Origin of the sequence: Vibrio sp. M260121 (genome assembly GCF_036533715.1) — a bacterium.
Lineage (GTDB): Bacteria > Pseudomonadota > Gammaproteobacteria > Enterobacterales > Vibrionaceae > Vibrio.
Genome location: NZ_JATABF010000009.1, coordinates 112,163 through 135,244, shown reverse-complemented (window position 1 = coordinate 135,244; position 23,082 = coordinate 112,163). Strand labels below are relative to the sequence as shown.

Here is a 23,082-nt window from a genome sequence, read left to right as displayed (position 1 = left end):
CAACTTGATTGGGTTTATAACTGTTGATGATGTCGAGGGCTTGAGAAACGTGCATAAAAAATCCGATAAACAGGGTCTATCGGATTTTTACATACAGGTAGGATCATTCAACTGATCTGCCGATTAAAGTCTTAACTGATCGGCATTAGCGTCGATACGCTGCTTTTTTCTTATCTAATTAAGCCTTTCTGATAACAGGCTTAGTCACTTATTCAAGCTCGTTTACCGGCGTCTCTTTTTTTGTCTCTGCCGGTACTGTATTTGCCGCTTCTGGCTCTTCAACTTCTAGTGGTTTTTTATCACCATATTGGAAGCCTTTGATTACTTGTTTTACGCCTGAGATATTGCGTGTAACCTCTGTTGCTCTCTCACTTTGTTCTGGCGTTACATAACCAAATAAGAATACATCACTGTCTTCAGTGATGACTTTCACTTTCACGCCATTAAGCTCGCTGTCGGTAAGCAGTGCTGATTTCACTTTAGTCGTGATCCAGCTGTCGTTGCTGATTTGTGTGACGCTGAGAGGCTCTTTCTGTTTGATTTGGTTGTGAATGTTCTTCACACCTTTCACTTCACGAGCCTTGTTTTCAAACTCGTTAATCAAGTCTTGAGTAGGAGCTTGGCCCATTAGGACTACGGTGCCATTGTATGAGCTAGCAACGACGCGGGCTTTTCCTTTAAAAGGTGCTTTATTCCCGATCGCTGCGACTTCGAATTCAATGTTGTTGTCTTGCCAAATTTCTTTGGTGGTACGGGTATCCGTGACGATATTAGCCGTAGTGGCTGCACCTGCAATAAACAAACCTGCACAGCCGCTCATGCTGAGCGCGGCACATAAAATGACAAGACTACGTATCATAATTCTAAACTCTCAATTCAGTTATTCTTCGTGAGCTGGGAAAAGTACTTGGTCGATTAGATCACACAGGCAGTGAAGTGTCACCATGTGTACTTCGTGAATGCGCGCTGTGCGATGTGATGGGATTCGAATTTCAACATCATTCTCGCCAAGCAGGCCGGCCATTTCACCGCCATCCTTACCTGTTAGAGCAATGATGGTCATGTCACGTGTTACCGCCGCTTCCATTGCTTTGGTGACGTTCTTGCTGTTACCGCTGGTCGAAATTGCCAGAAGGATGTCACCAGGTTGGCCAAATGCGCGTACTTGCTTAGAGAAGATCTCTTGGTAGTGGTAATCGTTCGCTACCGCAGTCAATGTTGTGTTGTCTGCTGTTAAAGCCATTGCTGGAAGGCTAGGGCGTTCAGTTTCGAATCGGTTCAAAAGGCAAGAGACAAACTGTTGCGAGTTCGAGGCACTGCCACCGTTGCCACAGCATAGGATTTTATTACCATTGAGTAGGCTCGACACCATTGCTTGAGCGGCGTGAGTGATGGCATCTGGCAGCGCTTCTGCTGCCGCAATTTGAATTTGAATACTTTCTGTAAAACTGTCTTTAATGCTGTCTAGCATCGTTTATCCTTCAGAGATTGCATTTTGTATCCAGTTGATGTCTCGACCACTGTCGTGAATGGCGACCACATCAAACCGATAATCGATATTGTACGCCGAGCGTTTTTGCTGGCTTAGCCAAATTTGGGCTGTTTTGACTAGTTTACGCATTTTTGCGCGGGTGACCATTTCTGCTGCTGAGCCAAAGCTATCATTCTTACGATATTTGACCTCAACAAAGACGATAGTTTCACCTTGTTGGAAGATTAAATCAATTTCGCCGACTTTAGTCAGAAAATTTTGATCTAAAAAGCGCAAACCCTGGCGCTGCAAATACTGCTTCGCCAGGGTTTCGTATTGATTACCAATTTGTCGCTTACTAAAGAGCCCCACGCTCAGCCCAGTCTAGCTCACGTTCAACAACACAATTGTTGTTAATGCTTAGCACACCAGTTTGACCGCTAACCGAGTAACCTGGGAGAAGCTTCATTTGTGGTAGCTCGCCGATCAGCTTGTATGCATCCATACCTAGCGCTTCAAGACGTTTTTCCATGTTGGATTGATCTGGCCATAGCTCATTCATTTCTGCCGCGATGGTTGGATCTGGGTTAATCAACATCGGAATGTCGCTGTATGCTACACCAGAAAGATCTTCATACGTCGCACCACCACTGTTACTGCGTGAGTTGGAAAATAGTTTAGGTGGCTTCGCATCAGGGTTAATCGCCACTTCAATAAATGGCTTGATTAGCGTGAGCTCAGAGCTACGAGCAACAATGTAAACCGCATCCACATCACGACGGCTACGTGGTGGGCTTTCTAATGAAATGCGCATCAGAGACTGCATTTGTGCGATACGCTGTTGGCTTTCTTGTAGGCCAAATACGTTGTTGATGTTCTTCTGCAGCTGGCGTTTGTCACCAAAATAGCTTGAAGCCACTTTGTTTGAGCTGTACTTGCGCCATTCTTCATTAAACGCTTCAACCACGCGCTGACCGTAAGCACCGTTCGGTGCCAAAATCATTGGGAATTGGTAGCCTTGATTGAACAAGTACTTCGCCGCTTGCGCCACTTCTTGCTCTGGAGACAGTGCTAAGTAACACATGTCAGTACCCGGTTGAACGTCTTCAGGAATGTTCAATGCAAGAGCTGGGATTTTTACGCCAGTTTCAGAACCATCCAAGGTCGCTTGTAGTTTCTCTACGTTTTCTTTTTGCAGAGGACCCACAACAAAGTCGATGTTCTCGTTGATCAGGCGTTGCTTGATTTGATCCGCACTGTAAGCGTGGGTATCAATGACTGTTAAGGTTGCGCTCGGCTCGCGCATGTCATCGTTCATCATCGCAAAAATGAAGCCATCACGGATCAACTGAGCTTGCGGAGCAAACTTACCCGTTAGAGGCAACAGTAACGCCGTGTTGTTTGGCTTAACGATTTCTAACGACAAGATGTTTTGGATTTCAGCGGGTGTGTAAACGGCTGCTGGGTGTGAAGGGTTTTCACTTAGCCAGCGCTCAAGGGTGTTTTTCAGCTGAGGAATATTACTTGAAAGCGTCTTCGCATAAATAGCTAGCTGTAACCAGCCATCAAGCACATCTTCGTTTGGTTCGGTTTGCAGTGATGTCAGTTCGCTCTCTGAGTAGCTGCCAAAGTTCATCCAAATACGGCTAGAGATTTCACGTTGCTCGGCAGACGAAGCATATTGACCTTGTGCGACTAGCTGGCGGTTTGCTTCGAATGGTTGGTTCAAGCTTTGGTAAGCATCCGCACGCAGCTCATAATAGTCTTTCCACTGTTCGCTCGGTAGTTTCCACCAAGGTTTAAAGTTCAGTGTTTGTAGCAATTGAGAGTAATTGCCTTGCTTTTGCTGTATGGTCGCACGGGCTAATTGCCACTCGGCTTGTTGAACTTCGGTCAATTGTTGACGAGAAAGACGTTTGATCAGCAGTTCAGCTTGATCCAATTCGTTTGCTTGGATGGCTGCTTTGGTCGCCATGATCAACCAGTCGTTTTGCAAGCTGCCTTCGGTGCTATCCGCTTGAATCATGTAGTTCTGAACAGACTGTGTCGGCTCAAGTGTAATGTCTACGCTGTCTGGTTGTCGCGGGCCTGAAGAACAGGCTGCGAGCGTAATTGCCAGTGCAACAGGGGTGAGTAAGCGTGGTACACTGAGTCTCTTATGGTTCATCATTGCCGTGAGTTCTCTATAATTTTGTACAAAATTGTCTCTATATTAATCGTTGAAGTGATGGTAAACAAATGACAGATAAAAATAAGTTGCCGAATGAGGGGCCAACTCTCTACATCGTACCGACTCCAATCGGAAATTTAGCGGATATCACACAACGTGCTATCGAAGTTCTGTCGAATGTGGACATCATTGCCGCTGAGGATACTCGACATACGGGCAAATTACTGTCTCACTTCAATATTCAAACCAAAACTTTCGCGCTACACGATCATAATGAGCAGCAAAAGGCGCAAGTTTTAGTTGAAAAGCTACTATCAGGTCAGTCAATTGCATTGGTGTCTGACGCAGGTACGCCGCTAATAAGCGATCCAGGATACCACTTGGTAACAAAATGTCGTCAAGCGGGCGTAAGAGTTGTGCCTCTTCCTGGTGCGTGTGCGGTCATCACAGCGTTAAGTGCATCGGGCTTACCTTCTGATCGCTTCAGTTTTGAAGGCTTTCTACCACCGAAAAGCAAAGGCCGTAAAGATAAGTTCTTGGAAATTGCGTCAGTGGAACGCACTTGTATCTTCTATGAATCACCGCATCGCATTTTAGACTCTCTACAAGATATGTTAGACGTTCTTGGTCCAGAACGAGAAGTTGTCTTGGCGCGAGAGCTAACCAAAACCTTTGAAACCATTCAAGGTATGCCTCTAGGTGAACTGATTGAGTGGGTAAAAAGCGATGATAACCAACAGCGCGGTGAGATGGTTCTGCTTATCCACGGCCACCGTGACTCTACAGAAGACACCCTGCCAGACGAAGCAACTCGCACATTGGGTATTTTGACTAAAGAGCTTCCATTGAAGAAAGCCGCAGCGCTTGCTGCAGAAATCTACAGCCTAAAGAAAAACGCACTGTATAAGTGGGGCTTAGAGAATCTGGGTTAGAAGTTTGTAGAGCGCTAACGCTTCGGGAACGCTTCGCTTCGAGAGGCGGGAATCGAGAAGTGCGCCTTGGTCGTTTCCTGCAAAAGCCGTTAGTTTTCAGAGTTATTTAGATAAGATTGAGAAGGGAGTCGTTAACGCGACTCCCTTTTAGTTTCTGCGTGCTGGCGCTTCGGGAACGCTTCGCTTCGAGAGGAGGGAATCGAGAAGTGCGCCTTGGTCGTTTCCTGCAAGAGCCGTTAGTTTTCAGAGTTGTTTAGATAAGATTGAGAAGGGAGTCGTTAACGCGACTCCCTTTTTGTTTATGAGCGCTGGTGCTTCGGGAAAGCTTCGCTTTGAAAGGCGGAAACCGGGAAGTGCGCTTTAGTCGTTTCGTGCAAGAGTTGTTAGTTTTGAGGTTTACATAGATAAGGCTAATAAAGTGCGTTGTTAATATGCCCGAATCCCGAATCCCGAATCCCGAATCCCGAATCCTGAAGCGTAGTGTTCCTATCCATCGCTGTCTTTTTGACCACTTAACCAACCGTTTTCAGCATTTCTGTGATCTCACTAGACTCTGGGGGGATAACTCTATACAATCCGCCCTCGGAGCTGACTGGGTAGTCGCTGCTTTGTTGATGTCCTTCGGGAGACTGACGTCGAAGTCCCTTTGGGAGACTGACGTTGACGTCCTTCGGGAGACTGACAAAGGGGAGGAAAGTCCGGGCTTCATAGAGCAAGGTGCCAGGTAACGCCTGGGGGGCGCAAGCCTACGACAAGTGCAGCAGAGAGAAGACCGCCGATGGCCCTAGGGCACAGGTAAGGGTGAAAGGGTGCGGTAAGAGCGCACCGGACGACTAGTAATAGTTCGTAGCAGGGTAAACTCCACCTGAAGCAAGACCAAATAGGCCTCCACATTGCGTTGCTCGCGTAAGGAGGCGGGTAGGTTGCTCGAGCCAGTGAGTGATTGCTGGCCTAGACGAATGGCTACCGCCGCGCAAGCGGAACAGAACCCGGCTTATGTGTCGGCTCCACCTATTCGAGACCCATCTCTACTTCGGTAGTGATGGGTTTTTTGCATTTAATTGACGCAAACTATGTCATTACCAATAAACTTGGCGCTGAATCACGTCTAACTTTAGACTTGAGGTGGCGATGATGTGGGAAATCAGTACACTAAAGAATCGCTTCAAGATCATTCAACGAGACAGCTATGACCGAAACATTTCAACATATCTCCGTGTTATTAAATGAATCCATTGATGGCTTGGCTATCAAACCCGATGGTATCTATATCGATGGAACATTTGGCCGTGGCGGTCACAGCCGAACTATCTTGTCGAAACTCGGTGAAAACGGCCGACTGTACAGCATCGACCGTGACCCACAAGCTATCGCAGAAGCGGCTAAAATCGACGATCCTCGCTTCACCATCATCCATGGCCCATTCTCAGGCATGGCGCAGTACGCAGAAGATTATGGCCTTGTTGGTAAAGTCGATGGTGTCTTGCTAGACCTAGGCGTGTCGTCTCCGCAGCTTGATGACGCTGAACGCGGCTTTAGTTTTATGAAAGACGGCCCATTAGACATGCGTATGGACCCAACATCGGGTATTCCTGTGTCTCAATGGCTAATGGAAGCAGACCTTGATGATATCACTTGGGTGATTCGTGAGTTTGGCGAAGATAAGCATGCTCGCCGTATCGCAAAAGCTATTGTTGCTTATCGCGAAGATGAAGAAAATGAGCCAATGGTTCGTACTGGTCAGCTAGCAAAACTGATCTCAGATGCGGCACCAAAGAGCTTTAAAGAGAAAAAACACCCAGCAACCCGTGCTTTTCAGGCTTTTCGCATTTACATCAACAGTGAATTAGAAGAAATTGATACAGCACTAAAAGGCGCGGCAAGCATTTTGGCTCCTGAAGGACGTTTGTCTGTGATCAGTTTCCACTCATTGGAAGATCGCATGGTGAAACGCTTCATTCGTAAAGAGAGCAAAGGCCCAGAAGTGCCACATGGTATTCCGATGACGGAAGAACAAATCCGAGCGTTGGGTAGTGCGAACATGAAGCCGATTGGTAAAGCGAACAAACCAACGAAACAAGAAATTGACATGAACCCGCGTTCTCGAAGCTCAGTGCTAAGAATTGCAGAAAAGCTTTAATTATTATGACGAAAACCACTCCTAATCTTGCTAAGTTGATTGCGACGGACTTGATTACCGTCGGTCGCTGGTCGTTGTTGTTGATGATATTGATCTTCGCAACTGCAATGGGAGTGGTGTTTGCCACTCATCATGCGCGTCAAGCGATCACTGAAAAAGATCATACATTGGTTGAGCGAGAGCGATTGGACAGCGAGTGGCGCAACCTAATGTTGGAAGAAACAGCCCTCGCGGAACACAGTCGCGTTCAAGACTTGGCAAAGAAGGACCTTGAAATGAAACGACCAGATGGCGATAAAGAAGTGGTTATCACGTTAAAATGATTGGAAAAAAAGCCAAATCTAAACAAGGAAATACGCGCAAGTCTGCTGCGAAAGAAAAGAAAGTAGCTACTACAAAGCCGCAACCTACCAAAGAAACGAAACAAGCAGAAGTGGTTGAAGAGCCAGAATCGTTTTTGATTCGTTGGCGTTTTCAGTTACTGCTGTTTTTTGTCTTCTGTGCCTTCGCACTTCTCGTTGGGCGAGTGGCCTATATTCAAGTTATAGAGCCTGACAACCTAATCAAACAGGGTGACCTTCGCTCTGTCCGTGTTAAAGCTATTCCTTCTGCGCGCGGTATCATCTCTGATCGCAATGGCGAACCGCTTGCAGTGAGTGTTCCTGTTGAAGCCGTGTGGGCTGATCCTAAAACTATCTTCAAAGAAGGCGCTCTGCAGCAAACGAAGAGTTGGTACGCACTTGCAGACGTACTTGGCCTAGATCGCCAAGGCCTGATCAACAAAATCAAGAAAAACGAAAAACGTCGTTTTATCTATCTACAACGCCAAGTTAGCCCAGCGATGGCGAACTACATTCGTGAACTCAAACTACCTGGCGTTGGCTTGAAGTCGGAATCTCGCCGCTACTATCCTGCTGGTGAGGTTAGTGCTCACTTAGTCGGTGTAACTGGCATTGATGGCCACGGCCTAGAAGGCGTGGAACGAAGCTATGACGAGTGGTTAACTGGTGCTGCAGGCAAGAAAACCATCCGTAAAGACCGTTATGGTCGCGTGGTAGAGAACATTGCTCTTGAAGAGAAGCAAGAAGGTAAACCGCTACAGCTGACGATCGACCAACGCATTCAAGCCGTCGCTTATCGAGCGATCAAGCAGGCCGTAGCGGATCACCGTGCAACATCTGGATCCGTTGTTATCCTAGACGTTAAAACGGGTGCGGTACTGGCGATGGTCAACGCACCTTCTTACAACCCAAACAACCGCAGTGATTGGCAAAGCTACAAAATGCGTAACCGCGTGATTACTGACTCACTAGAGCCGGGCTCAACCATTAAGCCATTCGTTGTTTTGGCCGCCTTAGAAAACGGGGTGGCGGACAAAGACACGATCGTTGATACGGGGAACGGTATTCTTCAACTCGGTGGTAGCCGTGTTCGTGATGCGCCAAAAGTCGGCAAAGCGAGCCTAACTACCATTCTAAAGAAATCGAGTAACATCGGTGTGACCAAGCTTGCGATGCAAATGCCGGTTGAAGCTTTACTTGGCTTGTACAGTTCTGTTGGTCTTGGTGAGTTGTCAGGTTTGAACTTGATTGGTGAAGTGGTGGGTATTTTCCCGAGCCGCTCGCGTTGGTCTCCGATTGAGCGTGCAACCATCTCGTTTGGTTATGGTTTGTCAGTTACGCCAATCCAACTAGCGCATGCCTATGCGACGCTAGGTAACTTGGGTAAGTATGAACCGATTCATATCATCGAAAGTAACGATAATGACATGGCTCGCCAAGTCGTGAGCAAAGAGAACGCTCGTCTCGTCTTAGACATGCTTGAAACGGTAACGCAAAAAGGCGGTTCTGCTCGTCGTGCTGCGGTTCCAGGTTACCGAGTCGGTGCCAAAACAGGTACCGCACGAAAGGCAAGTGCAGGTGGTTATAGTGATGAGTACATCAACTATACAGCAGGTGTTGCGCCAGTGAGTGACCCACGTTTAGCGCTTGTGGTTGTGGTTAATGAACCACAAGGTGACGACTACTACGGTGGTTCGGTAGCCTCGCCAGTTTTCTCTGAAATCATGAAAGGCGCACTGCAAATTCTGAACGTTGCCCCTGACGAAAATAAATTCCAACAGTAGGCTTATTAGCGTACTGAGAAACAAAATGAAGAAAGCTGAGCTAATGCTCGGAGAATAAATATGACTAAAGCCATCAGTATGGACACGCTGCTTTCCACTTGGGTCGATTGCCCGAGCTTGTCGTCCATTCTTGTTTCTGAATTAGAGCTCGACAGCCGACGAGTTCAGTCTGGAACAACTTTTGTAGCTATCATTGGCCATGTTGTGGATGGGCGTAAATTTATCCCAACCGCGATTCAGCAAGGTGCGAATGCGGTGATTGCTCAAGCTTGTGAGCAAAAAGCACATGGCACGATTGAGATTGTTGATGATGTTCCAGTGATTTACCTTGATGTGCTGGATAAGTGCCTATCTGAAATTGCGGGTCATTTGTATACCTACCCAACGATGGATTTGATTGGTGTCACTGGTACCAATGGCAAAACTACTATCACTCAGCTTATTGCTCAATGGATTGATTTGGTCGGTTCAAAAGCAGCGGTCATGGGTACCACAGGGAATGGCTTTCTCGACAACCTACAAGAAGCTGCGAATACCACAGGCAACGCCGTTGAAATCCAAAAAACACTGTCTTCGCTCGCTGAGCAAAAAGCGCAATACACAGCGCTTGAAGTGTCTTCTCATGGTTTGATTCAAGGTCGCGTTAAAGCGCTGTCTTTTGCTGCTGGCGTATTTACTAACCTGAGCCGTGATCATCTTGATTACCATGGCACGATGGAAGAGTATGCTAATGCCAAGCTGACGTTGTTTACCGCCCATCAATGCGAGCATGCGATCATCAATGTCGATGATACGGTAGGAGCGTCGTGGGCAAAACAACTGGCTAACGCGCTTGCTGTATCTCTCAAACCAACAACAGAATTTTCTCAAAGCGTGTATGCAAACCACATCGCTTATGCTGAATCTGGTATCACGATTGAGTTTGATGGCAAGTTTGGTGAAGGTACTTTGCATGCGCCACTTATCGGTGAGTTCAATGCCGCGAACCTAATGTTGGCATTCACAACGTTACTTAGTCTCGGTTTTAGCAAGCAAGATTTGCTGGCAACGGCAGGTCAATTGCAGCCCGTTCTTGGTCGAATGGAGCTATTCCAAGCGAGTGACAATGCCAAAGTAGTGGTAGATTACGCTCACACGCCTGACGCGCTAGAAAAAGCCCTGCAAGCGTTGCGTGTGCATTGCCAAGGTGAGCTTTGGGCTATCTTCGGCTGTGGTGGTGATCGTGATGCTGGTAAGCGCCCAATGATGGCGGAAATTGCCGAGCGTTTGGGTGATAAAGTGGTACTTACCGACGATAACCCTCGTAGCGAAGATCCAGCGCTGATCATGAAAGACATGTTGGCAGGTCTAACGAAACCAGCTGAGGCGATTGTGCAACATGACCGTTTTAAAGCGTTGTCTTACGCACTTGAGCATGCCTCTTCACAAGACATTATCCTTCTGGCGGGTAAAGGCCATGAGGACTACCAAATTTTAAATTCTGGAACCATCCATTACTCTGACCGCGAGTCAGCCATGACACTATTGGGGCTTTCATCATGATCACAGTAACGCTTTCTCAAATTGCCGATATCACTGGCGGTGAACTGGTTGGCAATGACCTCTCTATTGAATCTGTTTCGACCGACACTCGAGCTATCGAACAAGGCGCACTGTTTGTTGCTTTGGTTGGAGAGCGTTTTGATGCTCACGATTTCTGCCAACAAGCAGTAGAGTCGGGCGCGGGCGCACTATTGGTACAAAAACGCGTTAATGTGAATGTGCCTCAAGTCGTTGTCGGCGATAGTAAGGTAGCATTGGGGCAAGTGGCAGCTTGGGTTCACCAAACATGCCAAACGCCGACGGTCGCCATTACAGGTAGCTGTGGTAAAACCACGGTAAAAGAGATGGTTGCCAGTATTTTGCAGTTGAAAGGTAAAGTGCTGTTTACTGCGGGCAACTTCAACAACGACATTGGTGTGCCATTGACCTTGCTGCGTTCGCAACAAGACGATGACTACGCGGTGATCGAGTTGGGTGCGAACCACATTGGTGAAATTGAGTACACCACGCAATTAGTTAAGCCAGACATTGCCATGGTAAACAACGTGGCTGCTGCTCACCTTGAAGGTTTCGGGTCTATCGATGGCGTGAAACAAGCTAAAGGTGAAATCTACCAAGGGCTAGCGGCTGGCGGTATTGCGATCGTAAACCTAGATAGCAATGGCGGAGCGAAGTGGGATGAAGTATTAGCAGATAAGAATGTGATTACTTTTTCACAAAGTAACGCGGACGCTGACTTTTACGCTTCCAACATCGTGATGAGCGCCGCAGGTGAGGCAAGCTTTGACTTACATATCGCTGCAACTTCACAAGAAATTGAACTGTCTCTGGGTATTATTGGTCAACACAACGTGGCTAATGCAATTGCTGCTTCTATCATTGCCTTGAAAATGGGGGCGACATTAGAAGAGATTCGTTCAGGCCTTAAGCACTTAAACAAGGTAAAAGGTCGTGTTGAAGTGGAAGAGTTGAGCGATAAAATCAAGCTTATTGATGACAGCTACAACGCTAGCGTTCCTGCTATGAAGGCGGCGGTCGATTTACTGGCGGCATTCCAAGGCCAACGTTGGTTGATTTTAGGTAATATGGCGGAGTTGGGTGAGGAAAGTCTTGCACTTCACCGTCAAGTCGGGGAACATGCTGCCCCACAAAAATTTGAACATGTTCTCACGTATGGTGCGGATGCAAAGGTCATTAGCGAGCTTTGCGATGGCATCCATTTCGAGACACATCAAGAGATGATTGACTACATCAAGCAGCATCTAGACCAAGCGGTTCCTGAACACCACACGATGTTGGTGAAAGGCGCGAACGGTGCACGTATGTTTGAAGTCGCTGCTGCTTTGAAGGAGTACTATTAATGATTATTTGGCTTGCCGAGCTGCTACAGCCATACCTATCTTTTTTCCGATTGTTTGAATACCTATCTTTTCGAGCAATCCTCAGCGTTCTAACCGCTCTAGGTCTATCTCTATGGATGGGACCGATTATGATCAAGCGTCTACAGATGCTACAAATTGGTCAGGTTGTTCGTAACGAAGGTCCAGAATCCCACTTTAGCAAGCGTGGTACCCCAACAATGGGCGGTATCATGATTTTGGCTGCTATCTCTATCACTATCCTGTTATGGACTGACTTGTCGAACCCGTACGTATGGGCGGTACTGACCGTTCTTCTTGGTTATGGTGCGATCGGTTTTGTCGATGACTATCGTAAGGTCGTGCGCAAGAACACTGACGGTCTGATTGCTCGTTGGAAGTACTTCTGGCAATCATTAATTGCGTTTGTAGTGGCTTTTGCTCTGTACGCTTACGGCAAGGATACTGCAGCAACTCAGCTTGTGGTGCCATTTTTCAAAGACATCATGCCGCAACTTGGTTTGATGTACATTATCCTGACTTACTTTGTAATCGTGGGTACCAGTAACGCGGTAAACCTAACCGATGGTTTAGATGGTTTAGCTATCATGCCAACGGTTCTCGTTGCGGCTGGTTTTGCGGTGATCGCATGGGCGACGGGTAACGTTAACTTCTCTGAATACCTTCACATCCCTTACCTACCGCATGCTTCTGAATTGGTTGTGGTATGTACGGCAATTGTTGGTGCAGGTCTTGGTTTCTTGTGGTTTAACACTTACCCTGCACAAGTATTCATGGGCGATGTGGGTTCACTAGCACTTGGTGGTGCGCTTGGCACAATCGCAGTATTGGTTCGTCAAGAGTTAGTACTGGTGATCATGGGCGGTGTATTTGTAATGGAGACGCTATCGGTAATTCTACAGGTAGGTTCTTACAAACTTCGCGGCCAGCGTATTTTCCGCATGGCACCGATTCACCACCACTACGAATTAAAAGGTTGGCCGGAGCCTCGCGTAATCGTGCGCTTCTGGATTATTTCTATGGTTCTTGTTCTGATTGGTCTAGCGACACTGAAAGTGCGTTAATCGCACCTCCCAAGAACAAGACAAATTGCGTGATCAAATATGGAACGTTGGCAAAACATACATAAGGTCGTCGTTGTAGGGCTCGGTATTACCGGGCTCTCTGTCGTTAAACACCTAACAAAAACACAGCCGCAACTGACGGTTAAAGTCATCGATACACGTGCGACTCCTCCAGGAGCTGAGCGCTTGCCAGAGCAAGTTGAACTGCACAGTGGTGGTTGGAATACTGAGTGGCTTGCAGAGGCCGACTTAGTGGTGACTAACCCGGGTATTGCCTTAGCGACACCAGAGATACAAGCGGTTCTTGCGAAAGGAACGCCAGTTGTTGGTGATATCGAACTCTTCGCGTGGGCAGTCGATAAGCCAGTTATTGCGATTACCGGTTCTAATGGTAAAAGCACAGTTACTGACTTAACGGGTGTAATGGCGAAGGCTGCAGGCTTAACAGTGGGTGTTGGTGGCAATATCGGTGTGCCTGCTCTAGATTTGCTAGAGCAAGATGCAGACTTGTATGTGCTTGAGTTGTCCAGTTTCCAGCTAGAAACCACTTCAAGCCTGAAGCTTAAAGCGGCTGCGTTTCTGAACCTTTCCGAAGATCACATGGATCGCTATGAGGGCATGTCGGACTACCGACAAGCTAAACTGCGCATTTTTGATAACGCGGAGCTGGCAGTAGTTAACCGTGATGATCAAGAAACCTTCCCTGATACTGAAACACCGCTGGTGACGTTCGGAAGTGATGAGCAATCTTACGGCCTTGAAGCAGATGGTAACCGTACTTGGCTGCTTGATCATGGTCAGCGTGTGATTGCCAGTGATGAATTAAAGCTGGTTGGTAAGCACAATCTAGCTAACGCCCTTGTGGTACTTGCTCTGCTTAAAGCGGCGGATGTGGACTATCACAAATCATTGAATGCACTGAAAACTTACACGGGTTTGACACATCGATGCCAAGTGGTTGCGGATAATCGTGGCGTAAAATGGGTGAATGACTCTAAAGCGACCAATATTGCGAGCACTATGGCTGCACTCTCTGGTTTAGAGTCGACAGGCAAGCTGTACTTGCTTGTTGGTGGTGTTGGCAAAGGCGCTGACTTCACTCCACTAAAACCGATCTTCGCAACACTGAACCTACAACTTTGCTGCTTTGGCGCGGATGGCGATGAATTTATGCCACTGCATGAATCAGCAACTCGTTTCGACACCATGGAAGATGTGATTCAACAGATATCTTCGCAGTTAAAAACGGGCGATATGGTGATGCTGTCTCCGGCATGTGCTAGCTTTGATCAATTCGACAACTTTATGGCAAGAGGTGACGCATTCGCAGCTCTTGCTGAGAAATATGCATAATTAAAGGTCACACACTTCGTGGGTTTAGGTAACGTTAAACGCAGCATTGGCACTTGGCTTAAGCATCCTGCACCAGAGGCGCTCTTTGATCGTCAACTTGTCTGGATTGCGCTGGGTTTGATGTTAACTGGCTTGGTGATGGTGACATCAGCATCATTTCCTATCAGCTCACGTTTGACGGATCAGCCGTTTCACTTCATGTTCCGTCATGCCACCTTCCTAGTTCTCGCGATTGGTGTTTCCTCCGTTATTCTTCAAGTGCCTTTGCAGGAGTGGTTCAAGAAGAGCCACTACCTACTGTGGCTTGCTTTTGGCTTGCTCATCATCGTATTAGTTGCTGGTAAGTCGGTGAACGGTGCCTCACGTTGGATCCCGCTGGGTCTGTTCAACTTGCAGCCTGCCGAAGTCGCCAAGCTCTCGCTATTTGTCTTCATGTCCGGTTATCTGGTGCGTAAGCAAGACGAAGTTCGCCAAACTTTCTTTGGCGGCTTCATGAAGCCGATTATGGTGTTTGCCTTCTTCGCGGTCTTGCTGCTTGGTCAGCCCGACTTAGGTACTGTGGTCGTAATGCTGGTGACCTTGTTTGGCATGTTGTTCATTGCAGGCGCTAAGCTCACGCAGTTCTTAGCTCTGATGATTGCTGGTATCGCTGCGGTCGTTGGTTTGATTTTGGTTGAGCCGTACCGTATTCGCCGTGTTACGTCATTCTTAGACCCTTGGGAAGATCCATTCGGTAGCGGTTATCAGCTCACACAATCACTCATGGCGTTTGGTCGTGGTGAGTGGTTTGGTCAAGGCCTCGGTAACTCAATCCAAAAACTCGAATACCTACCAGAAGCGCATACCGACTTCGTTTTTGCAGTATTGGCAGAAGAGCTCGGGTTTGTTGGTGTGGTATTAGTACTCATGCTGATTTTTAGCTTGGTATTAAAAGCGGTCTACATTGGTAAGCGCGCTTTTGATGAAGGCGAAATGTTTGGTGGTTACCTCGCATTTGGCATCGGTATTTGGTTTGCTTTTCAGACGTTGGTTAACGTTGGCGCAGCAGCAGGCATCGTTCCAACCAAAGGTCTTACTCTTCCACTGATCAGTTATGGTGGTTCGAGTCTTATTATCATGTCCGTGGCAGTATCTATCTTGCTGCGAATCGATCACGAATGCCGCTTGAAGCGCGGCCAGAAAGAATCAGAACAACAAGTCGATGAAGAAAAATAAACGTTTGATGGTGATGGCTGGTGGTACTGGCGGTCACGTGTTCCCGGGTCTTGCGGTAGCGAAGCAGCTACAAGAACAAGGTTGGGAGATTCGTTGGTTAGGCACCGCGGATAGAATGGAAGCCGATCTAGTGCCAAAACATGGCATTGAAATCGACTTTATCAAAGTAAAAGGTCTACGAGGTCAAGGCGTTAAGCGTCTTCTTGCGGCACCATTTCAAATTATCAATGCCATCATGCAAGCTCGAGCTCACATGAAACGCTGGCAGCCAGACGCAGTGCTTGGCATGGGCGGCTATGTTAGCGGTCCTGGTGGTATTGCCGCTTGGATGAGTGGTATTCCTGTAGTGCTGCACGAGCAGAATGCAGTCGCAGGCCTGACGAACCAATGGTTATCGAAAATCGCGAAGAAGGTATTTCAAGCTTTCCCTGGTGCGTTTCCAAATGCTGAAGTGGTTGGCAACCCAGTTCGTGAAGACGTGACTCAATTAGCAGCGCCAACTGAGCGCATGCAAGAACGTCAAGGTCCAATTCGTATTTTGGTGATGGGCGGCAGCCAAGGCGCACGCATTCTTAACCAAACTCTGCCAGAAGTGATGGCAAAATTGGGCGATGATTACAGTATTCGTCATCAAGCGGGCAAAGGCTCCGCTGAAGAGGTGAACGCAGCATACCAAGCGAATGGTGTTGCGAATGCAGACGTTACAGAGTTCATTGACGACGTTGCAGAAGCGTATGCATGGGCTGACCTTTTAGTTTGTCGTTCAGGAGCGTTAACCGTTTCGGAAGTCTCGGCGGCAGGCGTGGGGGCTATTTTTGTTCCGTTTATGCATAAAGACCGTCAGCAAGCACTGAATGCAGACCACTTGGTAGATTGCGGTGCGGCGAAAATGATTGAACAACCAGATTTAACCGTTGAGTCACTGACTCAGCAGATCCAACAATTGGATCGACAAGCTTTACTTACAATGGCAGAGCAAGCGCGTGGCGCTGCAAAATTGAATGCTGACCGAGTTGTCGCACAGGCCATTGTCGCTTTGACCGAAAAGCGTTAACCGAATTATTGAGAATAGAATTGATGACAATCCAACATACACAAGACTTAGCTCAGATTCGCGCAATGGTGCCAGAGATGCGCCGCGTGAAATCCATCCACTTCATCGGCATTGGTGGTGCGGGCATGAGCGGCATTGCAGAAGTGCTGTTGAACGAAGGCTACCAAATCACAGGTTCTGATCTATCAGAGAACCCAGTGACAGAACGTTTAGTATCGAAAGGTGCAACCGTATTTATCGGCCACCAAGCGAGCAATGTAGAAAAAGCCAGTGTTGTTGTGGTTTCAACGGCGATTAACGAAGAAAACCCAGAAGTGATGGCTGCGCGTGAGTTGCGTATTCCTATCGTACGTCGCGCAGAGATGTTGGCTGAATTGATGCGATTCCGTCACGGTATTGCTGTTGCAGGTACGCACGGCAAAACAACAACCACGGCGCTTGTGACGCAAATCTATTCTGAAGCGGGCTTGGATCCTACCTTTGTTAACGGTGGTTTGGTTAAGAGCGCGGGTACGAACGCACGCTTGGGCTCTAGCCGAATCTTGATTGCTGAAGCAGACGAAAGTGACGCTTCATTCTTGCATTTGCAACCTATGGTGAGCATCGTAACGAACATCGAAGCTGACCACATGGATACATACGGTGGTGACTTCGAAACCTTGAAGCAAACCTTCATTGACTTCCTTCACAACCTACCGTTTTACGGCCAAGCAATTGTATGTATCGACGATCCTGTGATTCGTGAATTGATTCCTCGAATTAGCCGTCAAGTGATCACTTATGGTTTCTCTGAAGATGCGGATGTTCGTATCGAGGATTATCACCAAGAAGGTCAGCAAGGCAAATTCACCGTTGTACGCGAAGGTCGTGCGAATCTTGATATCACACTAAATATTCCTGGCCGTCATAATGCCTTGAACGCATCAGCAGCAATTGCGGTAGCCACAGAAGATGACATTAGCGATGAAGCGATTTTAAAAGCAATGGCAGGTACTCAAGGTACAGGTCGTCGTTTTGACCATTTAGGTGAGTTTGATACGGGCAACGGCCATGCCATGCTTGTCGATGATTACGGTCACCACCCAACAGAAGTGGACGTAACGATCCATGCCGCGCGAAGTGGTTGGCAAGATAAGCGCTTAGTGATGATTTTCCAACCGCACCGTTACAGCCGAACTCGTGATTTATACGATGATTTTGCAAACGTACTTGAACAAGTTGATGTGCTAATCATGTTGGATGTATACGCCGCAGGCGAAAAGCCAATAGCAGGTGCAGATGGTCGAGCATTGTGCCGTACCATTCGCAGTCGTGGGAAGGTAGATCCAATTTTTGTCCCAGAAATCGAGCAATTACCTTCAGTTTTGGCTAACGTTATACAAGACGGCGACCTGATTTTGACTCAAGGCGCGGGTGATGTTGGTAAAGTGGCGAAGCAATTAGCAGCACTTGAATTGAACATTAGCAAGATGCTCGGTTAGCGACCAAGGTTGACGCAAGGTACAGAGAAAGACCTAGATCTCGATTTTGCGTCAAGAACGTTGTGATTTATCGCTATCAGTGTTTGATAGTTTACAAGAGCTCAGTATAATCCCAAGGTTAAAGTCAATGCTTTTGCCAATGTGTGCTAACACGGTGAAAAGTACAGGACAAAAGTCAGGAAACGAAGACGTTGTTGAATATTGCACTTAATGAAGAGCGACTTAAAACGGACAATAACCGTGGTCGCCAAGATAAAATCTTAGGTGCGCTATTTTTCGTTGTTGTGGTGACCTTAATTAGTTCTGTTTTGTACTCAGCGATCAGTTGGATGTGGGATGACCAAAGGTTACCTCTCTCCAAAATAGTACTTCAGGGAAAACTGGAGTATGTCACTGCAGACGATGTTCAAGCTGCGTTTAGCCAGATTGATCATATTGGCACCTTCATGTCACAAGACATTGATGTGTTGCAACATAGTGTTGAAGCCATTCCTTGGGTTGCGCATGCCGCGATCCGCAAACAATGGCCTGACACAGTAAAAGTATTTTTGACAGAACATCGCCCAGTCGCCATCTGGAATGGCAACGAGTTATTAGATAATAATGGCTTGGTATTTGGAGGCGATGTCGGCCTGCTAAAGGAAGAGAAAGTTAAGTTATATGGACCCAATGAAACCGGGCCGGAAGTCTTGCAAACCTATCGCGAACTCCGACCTAAGTTCCAAACTTTGGGTCTTGCTATATCGTCTCTTGTGTTAAACGAGCGACGAGCTTGGCAAATCATCCTTGATAACGGTATTCGACTAGAGCTCGGTAAAGAGTCTCTGGATGAGCGAATAGAGCGTTTCTTCTTGCTCTACAACAAGCTTGGCAGTGACACACAAAGAATCAGTTATATCGATCTTAGGTACGATACGGGAGCCGCGGTTGGTTGGTTTCCTGAACATGAGTTAGAACAAGAGAGTACGAATGACTAAGGCCGCTGATGACAACATTATTGTTGGTCTTGATATAGGCACTGCAACCGTATCAGCTCTAGTGGGTGAGATTCTACCGGATGGCCAAATAAATATTATTGGTTCGGGTAGTAGCCCTTCACGTGGCATGGATAAAGGCGGCGTGAATGATTTGGAGTCGGTTGTAAAATCAGTACAACGCGCAATTGATCAAGCTGAGTTAATGGCGGAATGCCAAATCAGCCGAGTATTTATTTCGTTGTCTGGTAAGCATATCGCAAGCCGAATTGAAAAAGGCATGGGCACTATATCGGACGAGGAAGTTTCTCAAGAAGATATGGATCGCGCTATCCATACCGCAAAATCGATTAAAATCGGTGATGAACAACGAATCCTTCACGTGATTCCGCAAGAGTTCACCATCGACTACCAAGAGGGTATCAAAAATCCGCTTGGTTTATCTGGAGTGAGAATGGAAGTTAGTGTCCATTTGATCTCATGCCATAATGATATGGCACGCAATATTATTAAGGCGGTAGAACGCTGCGGCCTTAAAGTAGAGCAACTTGTTTTTTCTGGGCTTGCTGCGAGTAACGCGGTAATTACCGAGGATGAAAGAGAGCTTGGGGTTTGTGTGGTCGATATTGGCGCTGGCACGATGGATGTTTCTATCTGGACTGGTGGTGCGTTACGTCACACAGAGGTGTTTTCTTACGCAGGAAATGCTGTAACTAGCGATATTGCCTTTGCTTTTGGTACGCCTGTGAGCGATGCTGAAGAAATAAAGGTCAAATATGGTTGCGCCTTGAGTGAACTGGTCAGTAAGGATGACACGGTTAACGTTCCAAGCGTAGGTGGTCGACCTTCACGTAGTCTGCAGCGTCAGACTTTGTCAGAAGTGATTGAACCACGCTACTCTGAGCTTATGGGACTGGTTAACCAAACTATCGACTCTGTACAAGCGAAATTGCGCGAAGAGGGCATTAAGCACCATCTCGCCGCGGGTGTAGTTCTTACCGGCGGTGCAGCGCAAATCGAGGGAGTGGTAGAATGTGCGGAACGCGTATTCCGCAACCAAGTAAGGGTCGGCAAACCGCTCGAAGTCAGCGGATTAACTGACTATGTAAAAGAGCCGTACCATTCTACGGCAGTTGGATTACTTCATTACGCAAGAGACATGCAGTCTAGCGACGATAGCGATTATAATGAACCTAAGCGCTCATCTGTTACTGGCTTTTTCGGTAAATTGCGTAATTGGATACAAAAAGAGTTTTAACCTGAGTTGCAGGATAAACGGAGACAACACATGTTTGAACCGATGATGGAAATGTCTGACGATGCAGTAATCAAGGTCGTTGGGGTTGGTGGCGGCGGTGGTAACGCTGTTGAACACATGGTGCGTGAATCCATCGAAGGTGTGGAATTCATCAGCGTCAACACTGATGCGCAAGCACTTCGTAAGACAAGCGTTGGCAATGTCATTCAGATTGGTGGTGATATCACTAAAGGTCTGGGTGCAGGTGCGAATCCACAGGTTGGCCGTGAGGCAGCTCTCGAAGACAGAGATAGACTTAAAGATTCCCTAACTGGTGCCGATATGGTGTTTATCGCAGCTGGTATGGGCGGTGGTACTGGTACTGGTGCAGCACCTGTTATCGCTGAAGTAGCAAAAGAGCTGGGTATTCTTACCGTTGCGGTAGTAACAAAACCGTTCAGCTTTGAAGGCAAAAAGCGTTTGGCATTTGCAGAGCAAGGTATCGATGAGCTTTCTAAGCACGTTGACTCTTTGATCACGATTCCAAACGAAAAGCTACTTAAAGTACTTGGCCGTGGTGTAACGCTGCTAGAAGCGTTTGCAAGCGCGAACGACGTTCTTAAGAACGCAGTTCAAGGTATTGCAGAGCTAATCACTCGTCCTGGCATGATCAACGTCGACTTTGCAGACGTACGCACTGTGATGTCTGAAATGGGTCACGCAATGATGGGTAGCGGCATCGCGAAAGGCGAAGATCGTGCAGAAGAAGCAGCAGAGATGGCTATCTCTAGCCCACTTCTAGAAGACATCGATCTAGCGGGTGCTCGTGGTGTTCTTGTTAACATCACTGCTGGTCTGGACATGCGTCTTGATGAGTTTGAGACAGTAGGTAACACAGTGAAAGCATTTGCTTCGGACAATGCGACAGTGGTTATCGGTACTTCTCTAGACCCAGATATGACGGACGAAATCCGCGTAACAGTTGTTGCGACAGGTATCGGCAACGAGAAAAAACCAGACATTACGCTAGTTGCTGGTGGCAAAGCGAAAGTAGCTCCGACGGCTGCACCACAAGCTCAACCACAACAGCAAGCTGTAGCGCCACAAGCTGAAGAGAAACCGGCACAAACTTTGCAGACTACTCCAGTGCAAGAGAAGCCACAGGTAACTCCTCAGCCGACAAACACAGTTTCTTCTTCTCCAGCTTCATCTGCGGGCCAAAGCTCAGCAGCACCAAAGCAAGAGAAAGAAAGCGGTTATTTAGATATTCCGGCATTTTTGCGTCGTCAGGCTGATTAATCTTTAACCCGTAAATTTGACATAGCTCAAAATTATGGTAGCATTCACGGTCGACGTTACAGACGGCCGTGTTTTGTAGCATATTTTAGAGAGGCAAGCAGATGATCAGACAACGTACTCTGAAAGAAATAGTGAAAACAACTGGTGTGGGTCTCCACTCTGGTCGTAAAGTCACACTTACTCTGCGCCCAGCTGCTGCTAATACAGGTATCATTTACCGTCGTACAGATGTAAACCCACCTGTAGATTTTCCAGCTGATCCAGCGTCTGTTCGTGACACTATGCTATGTACAGCACTAGTGAACGATGAAGGCGTGCGTATTTCAACTGTTGAACACTTGAACGCGGCACTTGCTGGTATGGGCATCGACAACATTATTGTTGAAGTTGACGCACCTGAAATTCCAATCATGGATGGTAGCGCTAGCCCATTCGTATACTTGCTACAACAAGCAGGTATCGAAACGCAAAATGCTCCTAAGCGTTTTATCCGTATTAAGAAACCAGTTCGTTTTGAAGATGGCGATAAGTGGGCAGAGTTTGTTCCATTTAACGGCTTCCGTATGGACTTCGAAATTGAATTCAACCACCCTGCGATCGAATCAGACGAGCAACGTCTTCTGTTTGATTTCTCATCTCAAGGCTTCGTTCGCGAGATTTCTCGTGCACGTACATTTGGTTTCATGCGTGATATCGAATATCTACAATCTCAGAACCTAGTTCTTGGTGGTAGCTTTGATAACGCAATCGTACTGGATGATTACCGCATTCTTAACGAAGAAGGCCTACGCTTTGATAACGAGTTTGTTACTCACAAAGTATTGGACGCGATTGGTGACCTTTACATGTGTGGTCACGCAATTATCGGTGAATTCCGTGCGTTCAAATCAGGTCATGGTCTAAACAACCAACTTCTACGTGCTGTTCTTGCTGATCAAGAAGCATGGGAATGGACAACATTCGAAGAAGAAGAAGGTTCACCAGTTGCATTTGCACAACCAAATATGGTTCTAGCGTAAAATACGCAAACGCAAACAAATTAAAAAAGCCAGGCAATGCCTGGCTTTTTAGTATCTGAAGTTTCGTTGCTATTTTTCGCTTTTCTTCTCTGCCATATCGGCAAGGCGCTTCAAGCGTTCTTGGATCTTCGGTGGTGCCATATCAGCAATGATCAACAGCGAGTTTGCCGCGGATTCGGTTAATGGTGGACGCTTTGGTTTGTTCTCTTGTTCGAACCGATTACGGTAAAGGGAAGGGTTGATTCTTACCTCCACACTCATTAATTTTGCGTAGCCCTGAGTTCTCAGTTTATTGAGGATCATCAGGCGATCGTAATCGATCTTCATTTTGATCGCAGCACTCGATACATCAATTAATAAATGACCGTTGCGAACGTTCGCAACACGGCAATGATCGGCCGTTCCTTTTGGCAAGATCTCCTGCAATGCCTGATTCAGCTGCAAGATTTCCCCTGCATGCTCTTGAATCTGCTTAAACTGAGATTCAGCAATAAGGTCGTCTGTTGAGGTAGGGCGATGATCACGCATAGGTAAAATCTAATTTTGTTGAGATATGGGTATTCTAGAGCAGCTTTCTGCTTAGGTATAGTTTACATTATGGCCTTTATCTTCAACTTCACCAGACGA

20 protein-coding genes and 1 other RNA gene are annotated in these 23,082 nt (G+C 47.1%); 16 read left to right on the top strand and 5 right to left on the bottom strand.

Translation table 11 applies throughout. From position 1 onward, the window contains the following. Positions 1-208: 208 nt before the first annotated feature. The 4 genes from QTO06_RS07895 to QTO06_RS07880 are packed head-to-tail and all read right to left on the bottom strand — an operon-like array spanning position 209 to position 3,641. On the bottom strand, positions 209-859 hold the full coding sequence (locus QTO06_RS07895) for a BON domain-containing protein (RefSeq protein WP_331407361.1): 651 nt from the start codon (positions 857-859) through the stop codon (positions 209-211). 21 nt (positions 860-880) lie between these two features. Beyond that, positions 881-1,471 (bottom strand): phosphoheptose isomerase, encoded by a 591-nt coding sequence (locus tag QTO06_RS07890; RefSeq protein ID WP_005428581.1) that lies wholly within the window; start codon positions 1,469-1,471, stop codon positions 881-883. Positions 1,472-1,474: 3 nt separating this feature from the next. Beyond that, positions 1,475-1,843, bottom strand: a complete 369-nt coding sequence (locus tag QTO06_RS07885; RefSeq protein ID WP_005428580.1) for a YraN family protein — start codon at positions 1,841-1,843, stop codon at positions 1,475-1,477. Next, positions 1,830-3,641 (bottom strand): penicillin-binding protein activator, encoded by a 1,812-nt coding sequence (locus QTO06_RS07880; RefSeq protein ID WP_045370013.1) that lies wholly within the window; start codon positions 3,639-3,641, stop codon positions 1,830-1,832. The genes QTO06_RS07885 and QTO06_RS07880 overlap by 14 nt, the downstream gene beginning before the upstream one ends. 68 nt (positions 3,642-3,709) lie before the next feature. Between QTO06_RS07880 and rsmI the strand changes: the two genes are divergently transcribed. The 16 genes from rsmI to lpxC all read left to right on the top strand — a co-directional run bounded on the left by rsmI (position 3,710) and on the right by lpxC (position 22,455). After that, positions 3,710-4,573 carry a 16S rRNA (cytidine(1402)-2'-O)-methyltransferase gene (gene rsmI, locus QTO06_RS07875; RefSeq protein WP_005428578.1) on the top strand — a complete coding sequence of 288 codons (864 nt, stop codon included), beginning with the start codon at positions 3,710-3,712 and terminating at the stop codon, positions 4,571-4,573. A gap of 584 nt (positions 4,574-5,157) precedes the next feature. Then, positions 5,158-5,586: RNase P RNA component class A (gene rnpB, locus QTO06_RS07870), an RNA gene on the top strand. A 176-nt stretch (positions 5,587-5,762) separates the two neighbouring features. After that, positions 5,763-6,713 (top strand): 16S rRNA (cytosine(1402)-N(4))-methyltransferase RsmH, encoded by a 951-nt coding sequence (gene rsmH, locus QTO06_RS07865; RefSeq protein WP_005436119.1) that lies wholly within the window; start codon positions 5,763-5,765, stop codon positions 6,711-6,713. Between the two features lie 5 nt (positions 6,714-6,718). Further along, positions 6,719-7,036: a cell division protein FtsL gene (ftsL, locus tag QTO06_RS07860; RefSeq protein WP_005428577.1), complete on the top strand. Its 318-nt coding sequence runs from the start codon at positions 6,719-6,721 to the stop codon at positions 7,034-7,036. Then, positions 7,033-8,838 (top strand): penicillin-binding transpeptidase domain-containing protein, encoded by a 1,806-nt coding sequence (locus tag QTO06_RS07855; protein WP_331407360.1) that lies wholly within the window; start codon positions 7,033-7,035, stop codon positions 8,836-8,838. Before ftsL ends, QTO06_RS07855 begins: the two co-directional genes overlap by 4 nt. Before the next feature lie 60 nt (positions 8,839-8,898). Further along, positions 8,899-10,380 carry a UDP-N-acetylmuramoyl-L-alanyl-D-glutamate--2,6-diaminopimelate ligase gene (gene murE, locus QTO06_RS07850; RefSeq protein ID WP_331407359.1) on the top strand — a complete coding sequence of 494 codons (1,482 nt, stop codon included), beginning with the start codon at positions 8,899-8,901 and terminating at the stop codon, positions 10,378-10,380. After that, entirely contained in the window at positions 10,377-11,741 is a 1,365-nt protein-coding gene (locus QTO06_RS07845) for a UDP-N-acetylmuramoyl-tripeptide--D-alanyl-D-alanine ligase (RefSeq protein WP_331407358.1), read from the top strand. The genes murE and QTO06_RS07845 overlap by 4 nt, the downstream gene beginning before the upstream one ends. After that, positions 11,741-12,823: a phospho-N-acetylmuramoyl-pentapeptide-transferase gene (mraY, locus tag QTO06_RS07840; protein ID WP_005428568.1), complete on the top strand. Its 1,083-nt coding sequence runs from the start codon at positions 11,741-11,743 to the stop codon at positions 12,821-12,823. Before QTO06_RS07845 ends, mraY begins: the two co-directional genes overlap by 1 nt. Positions 12,824-12,862: 39 nt before the next feature. Next, complete coding sequence (gene murD, locus QTO06_RS07835) at positions 12,863-14,176, top strand: UDP-N-acetylmuramoyl-L-alanine--D-glutamate ligase (protein ID WP_331407357.1); 1,314 nt, start codon at positions 12,863-12,865, stop codon at positions 14,174-14,176. Positions 14,177-14,194: 18 nt separating this feature from the next. Further along, positions 14,195-15,391 (top strand): cell division protein FtsW, encoded by a 1,197-nt coding sequence (ftsW, locus tag QTO06_RS07830; RefSeq protein ID WP_038888955.1) that lies wholly within the window; start codon positions 14,195-14,197, stop codon positions 15,389-15,391. After that, the gene (gene murG / locus QTO06_RS07825) at positions 15,378-16,445 is read left to right on the top strand and encodes an undecaprenyldiphospho-muramoylpentapeptide beta-N-acetylglucosaminyltransferase (RefSeq protein ID WP_005428562.1); all 1,068 of its coding nucleotides are present in this window, start codon (positions 15,378-15,380) and stop codon (positions 16,443-16,445) included. Before ftsW ends, murG begins: the two co-directional genes overlap by 14 nt. A gap of 23 nt (positions 16,446-16,468) precedes the next feature. After that, the gene (murC, locus tag QTO06_RS07820; RefSeq protein WP_012126988.1) at positions 16,469-17,926 is read left to right on the top strand and encodes a UDP-N-acetylmuramate--L-alanine ligase; all 1,458 of its coding nucleotides are present in this window, start codon (positions 16,469-16,471) and stop codon (positions 17,924-17,926) included. Positions 17,927-18,117: 191 nt separating this feature from the next. Continuing rightward, the gene (locus QTO06_RS07815; protein WP_331407356.1) at positions 18,118-18,903 is read left to right on the top strand and encodes a cell division protein FtsQ/DivIB; all 786 of its coding nucleotides are present in this window, start codon (positions 18,118-18,120) and stop codon (positions 18,901-18,903) included. Further along, the gene (ftsA, locus tag QTO06_RS07810; protein WP_005528700.1) at positions 18,896-20,158 is read left to right on the top strand and encodes a cell division protein FtsA; all 1,263 of its coding nucleotides are present in this window, start codon (positions 18,896-18,898) and stop codon (positions 20,156-20,158) included. The genes QTO06_RS07815 and ftsA overlap by 8 nt, the downstream gene beginning before the upstream one ends. A gap of 30 nt (positions 20,159-20,188) precedes the next feature. Next, the gene (gene ftsZ / locus QTO06_RS07805) at positions 20,189-21,436 is read left to right on the top strand and encodes a cell division protein FtsZ (protein ID WP_005528698.1); all 1,248 of its coding nucleotides are present in this window, start codon (positions 20,189-20,191) and stop codon (positions 21,434-21,436) included. Positions 21,437-21,537: 101 nt separating this feature from the next. Continuing rightward, complete coding sequence (gene lpxC / locus QTO06_RS07800; protein WP_005436150.1) at positions 21,538-22,455, top strand: UDP-3-O-acyl-N-acetylglucosamine deacetylase; 918 nt, start codon at positions 21,538-21,540, stop codon at positions 22,453-22,455. A 69-nt stretch (positions 22,456-22,524) separates the two neighbouring features. Here the strand turns inward: lpxC and QTO06_RS07795 are convergent, their stop codons facing one another. Further along, positions 22,525-22,983: a DUF721 domain-containing protein gene (locus QTO06_RS07795; protein ID WP_038888956.1), complete on the bottom strand. Its 459-nt coding sequence runs from the start codon at positions 22,981-22,983 to the stop codon at positions 22,525-22,527. Between the last annotated feature and the right edge of the window lie 99 nt (positions 22,984-23,082).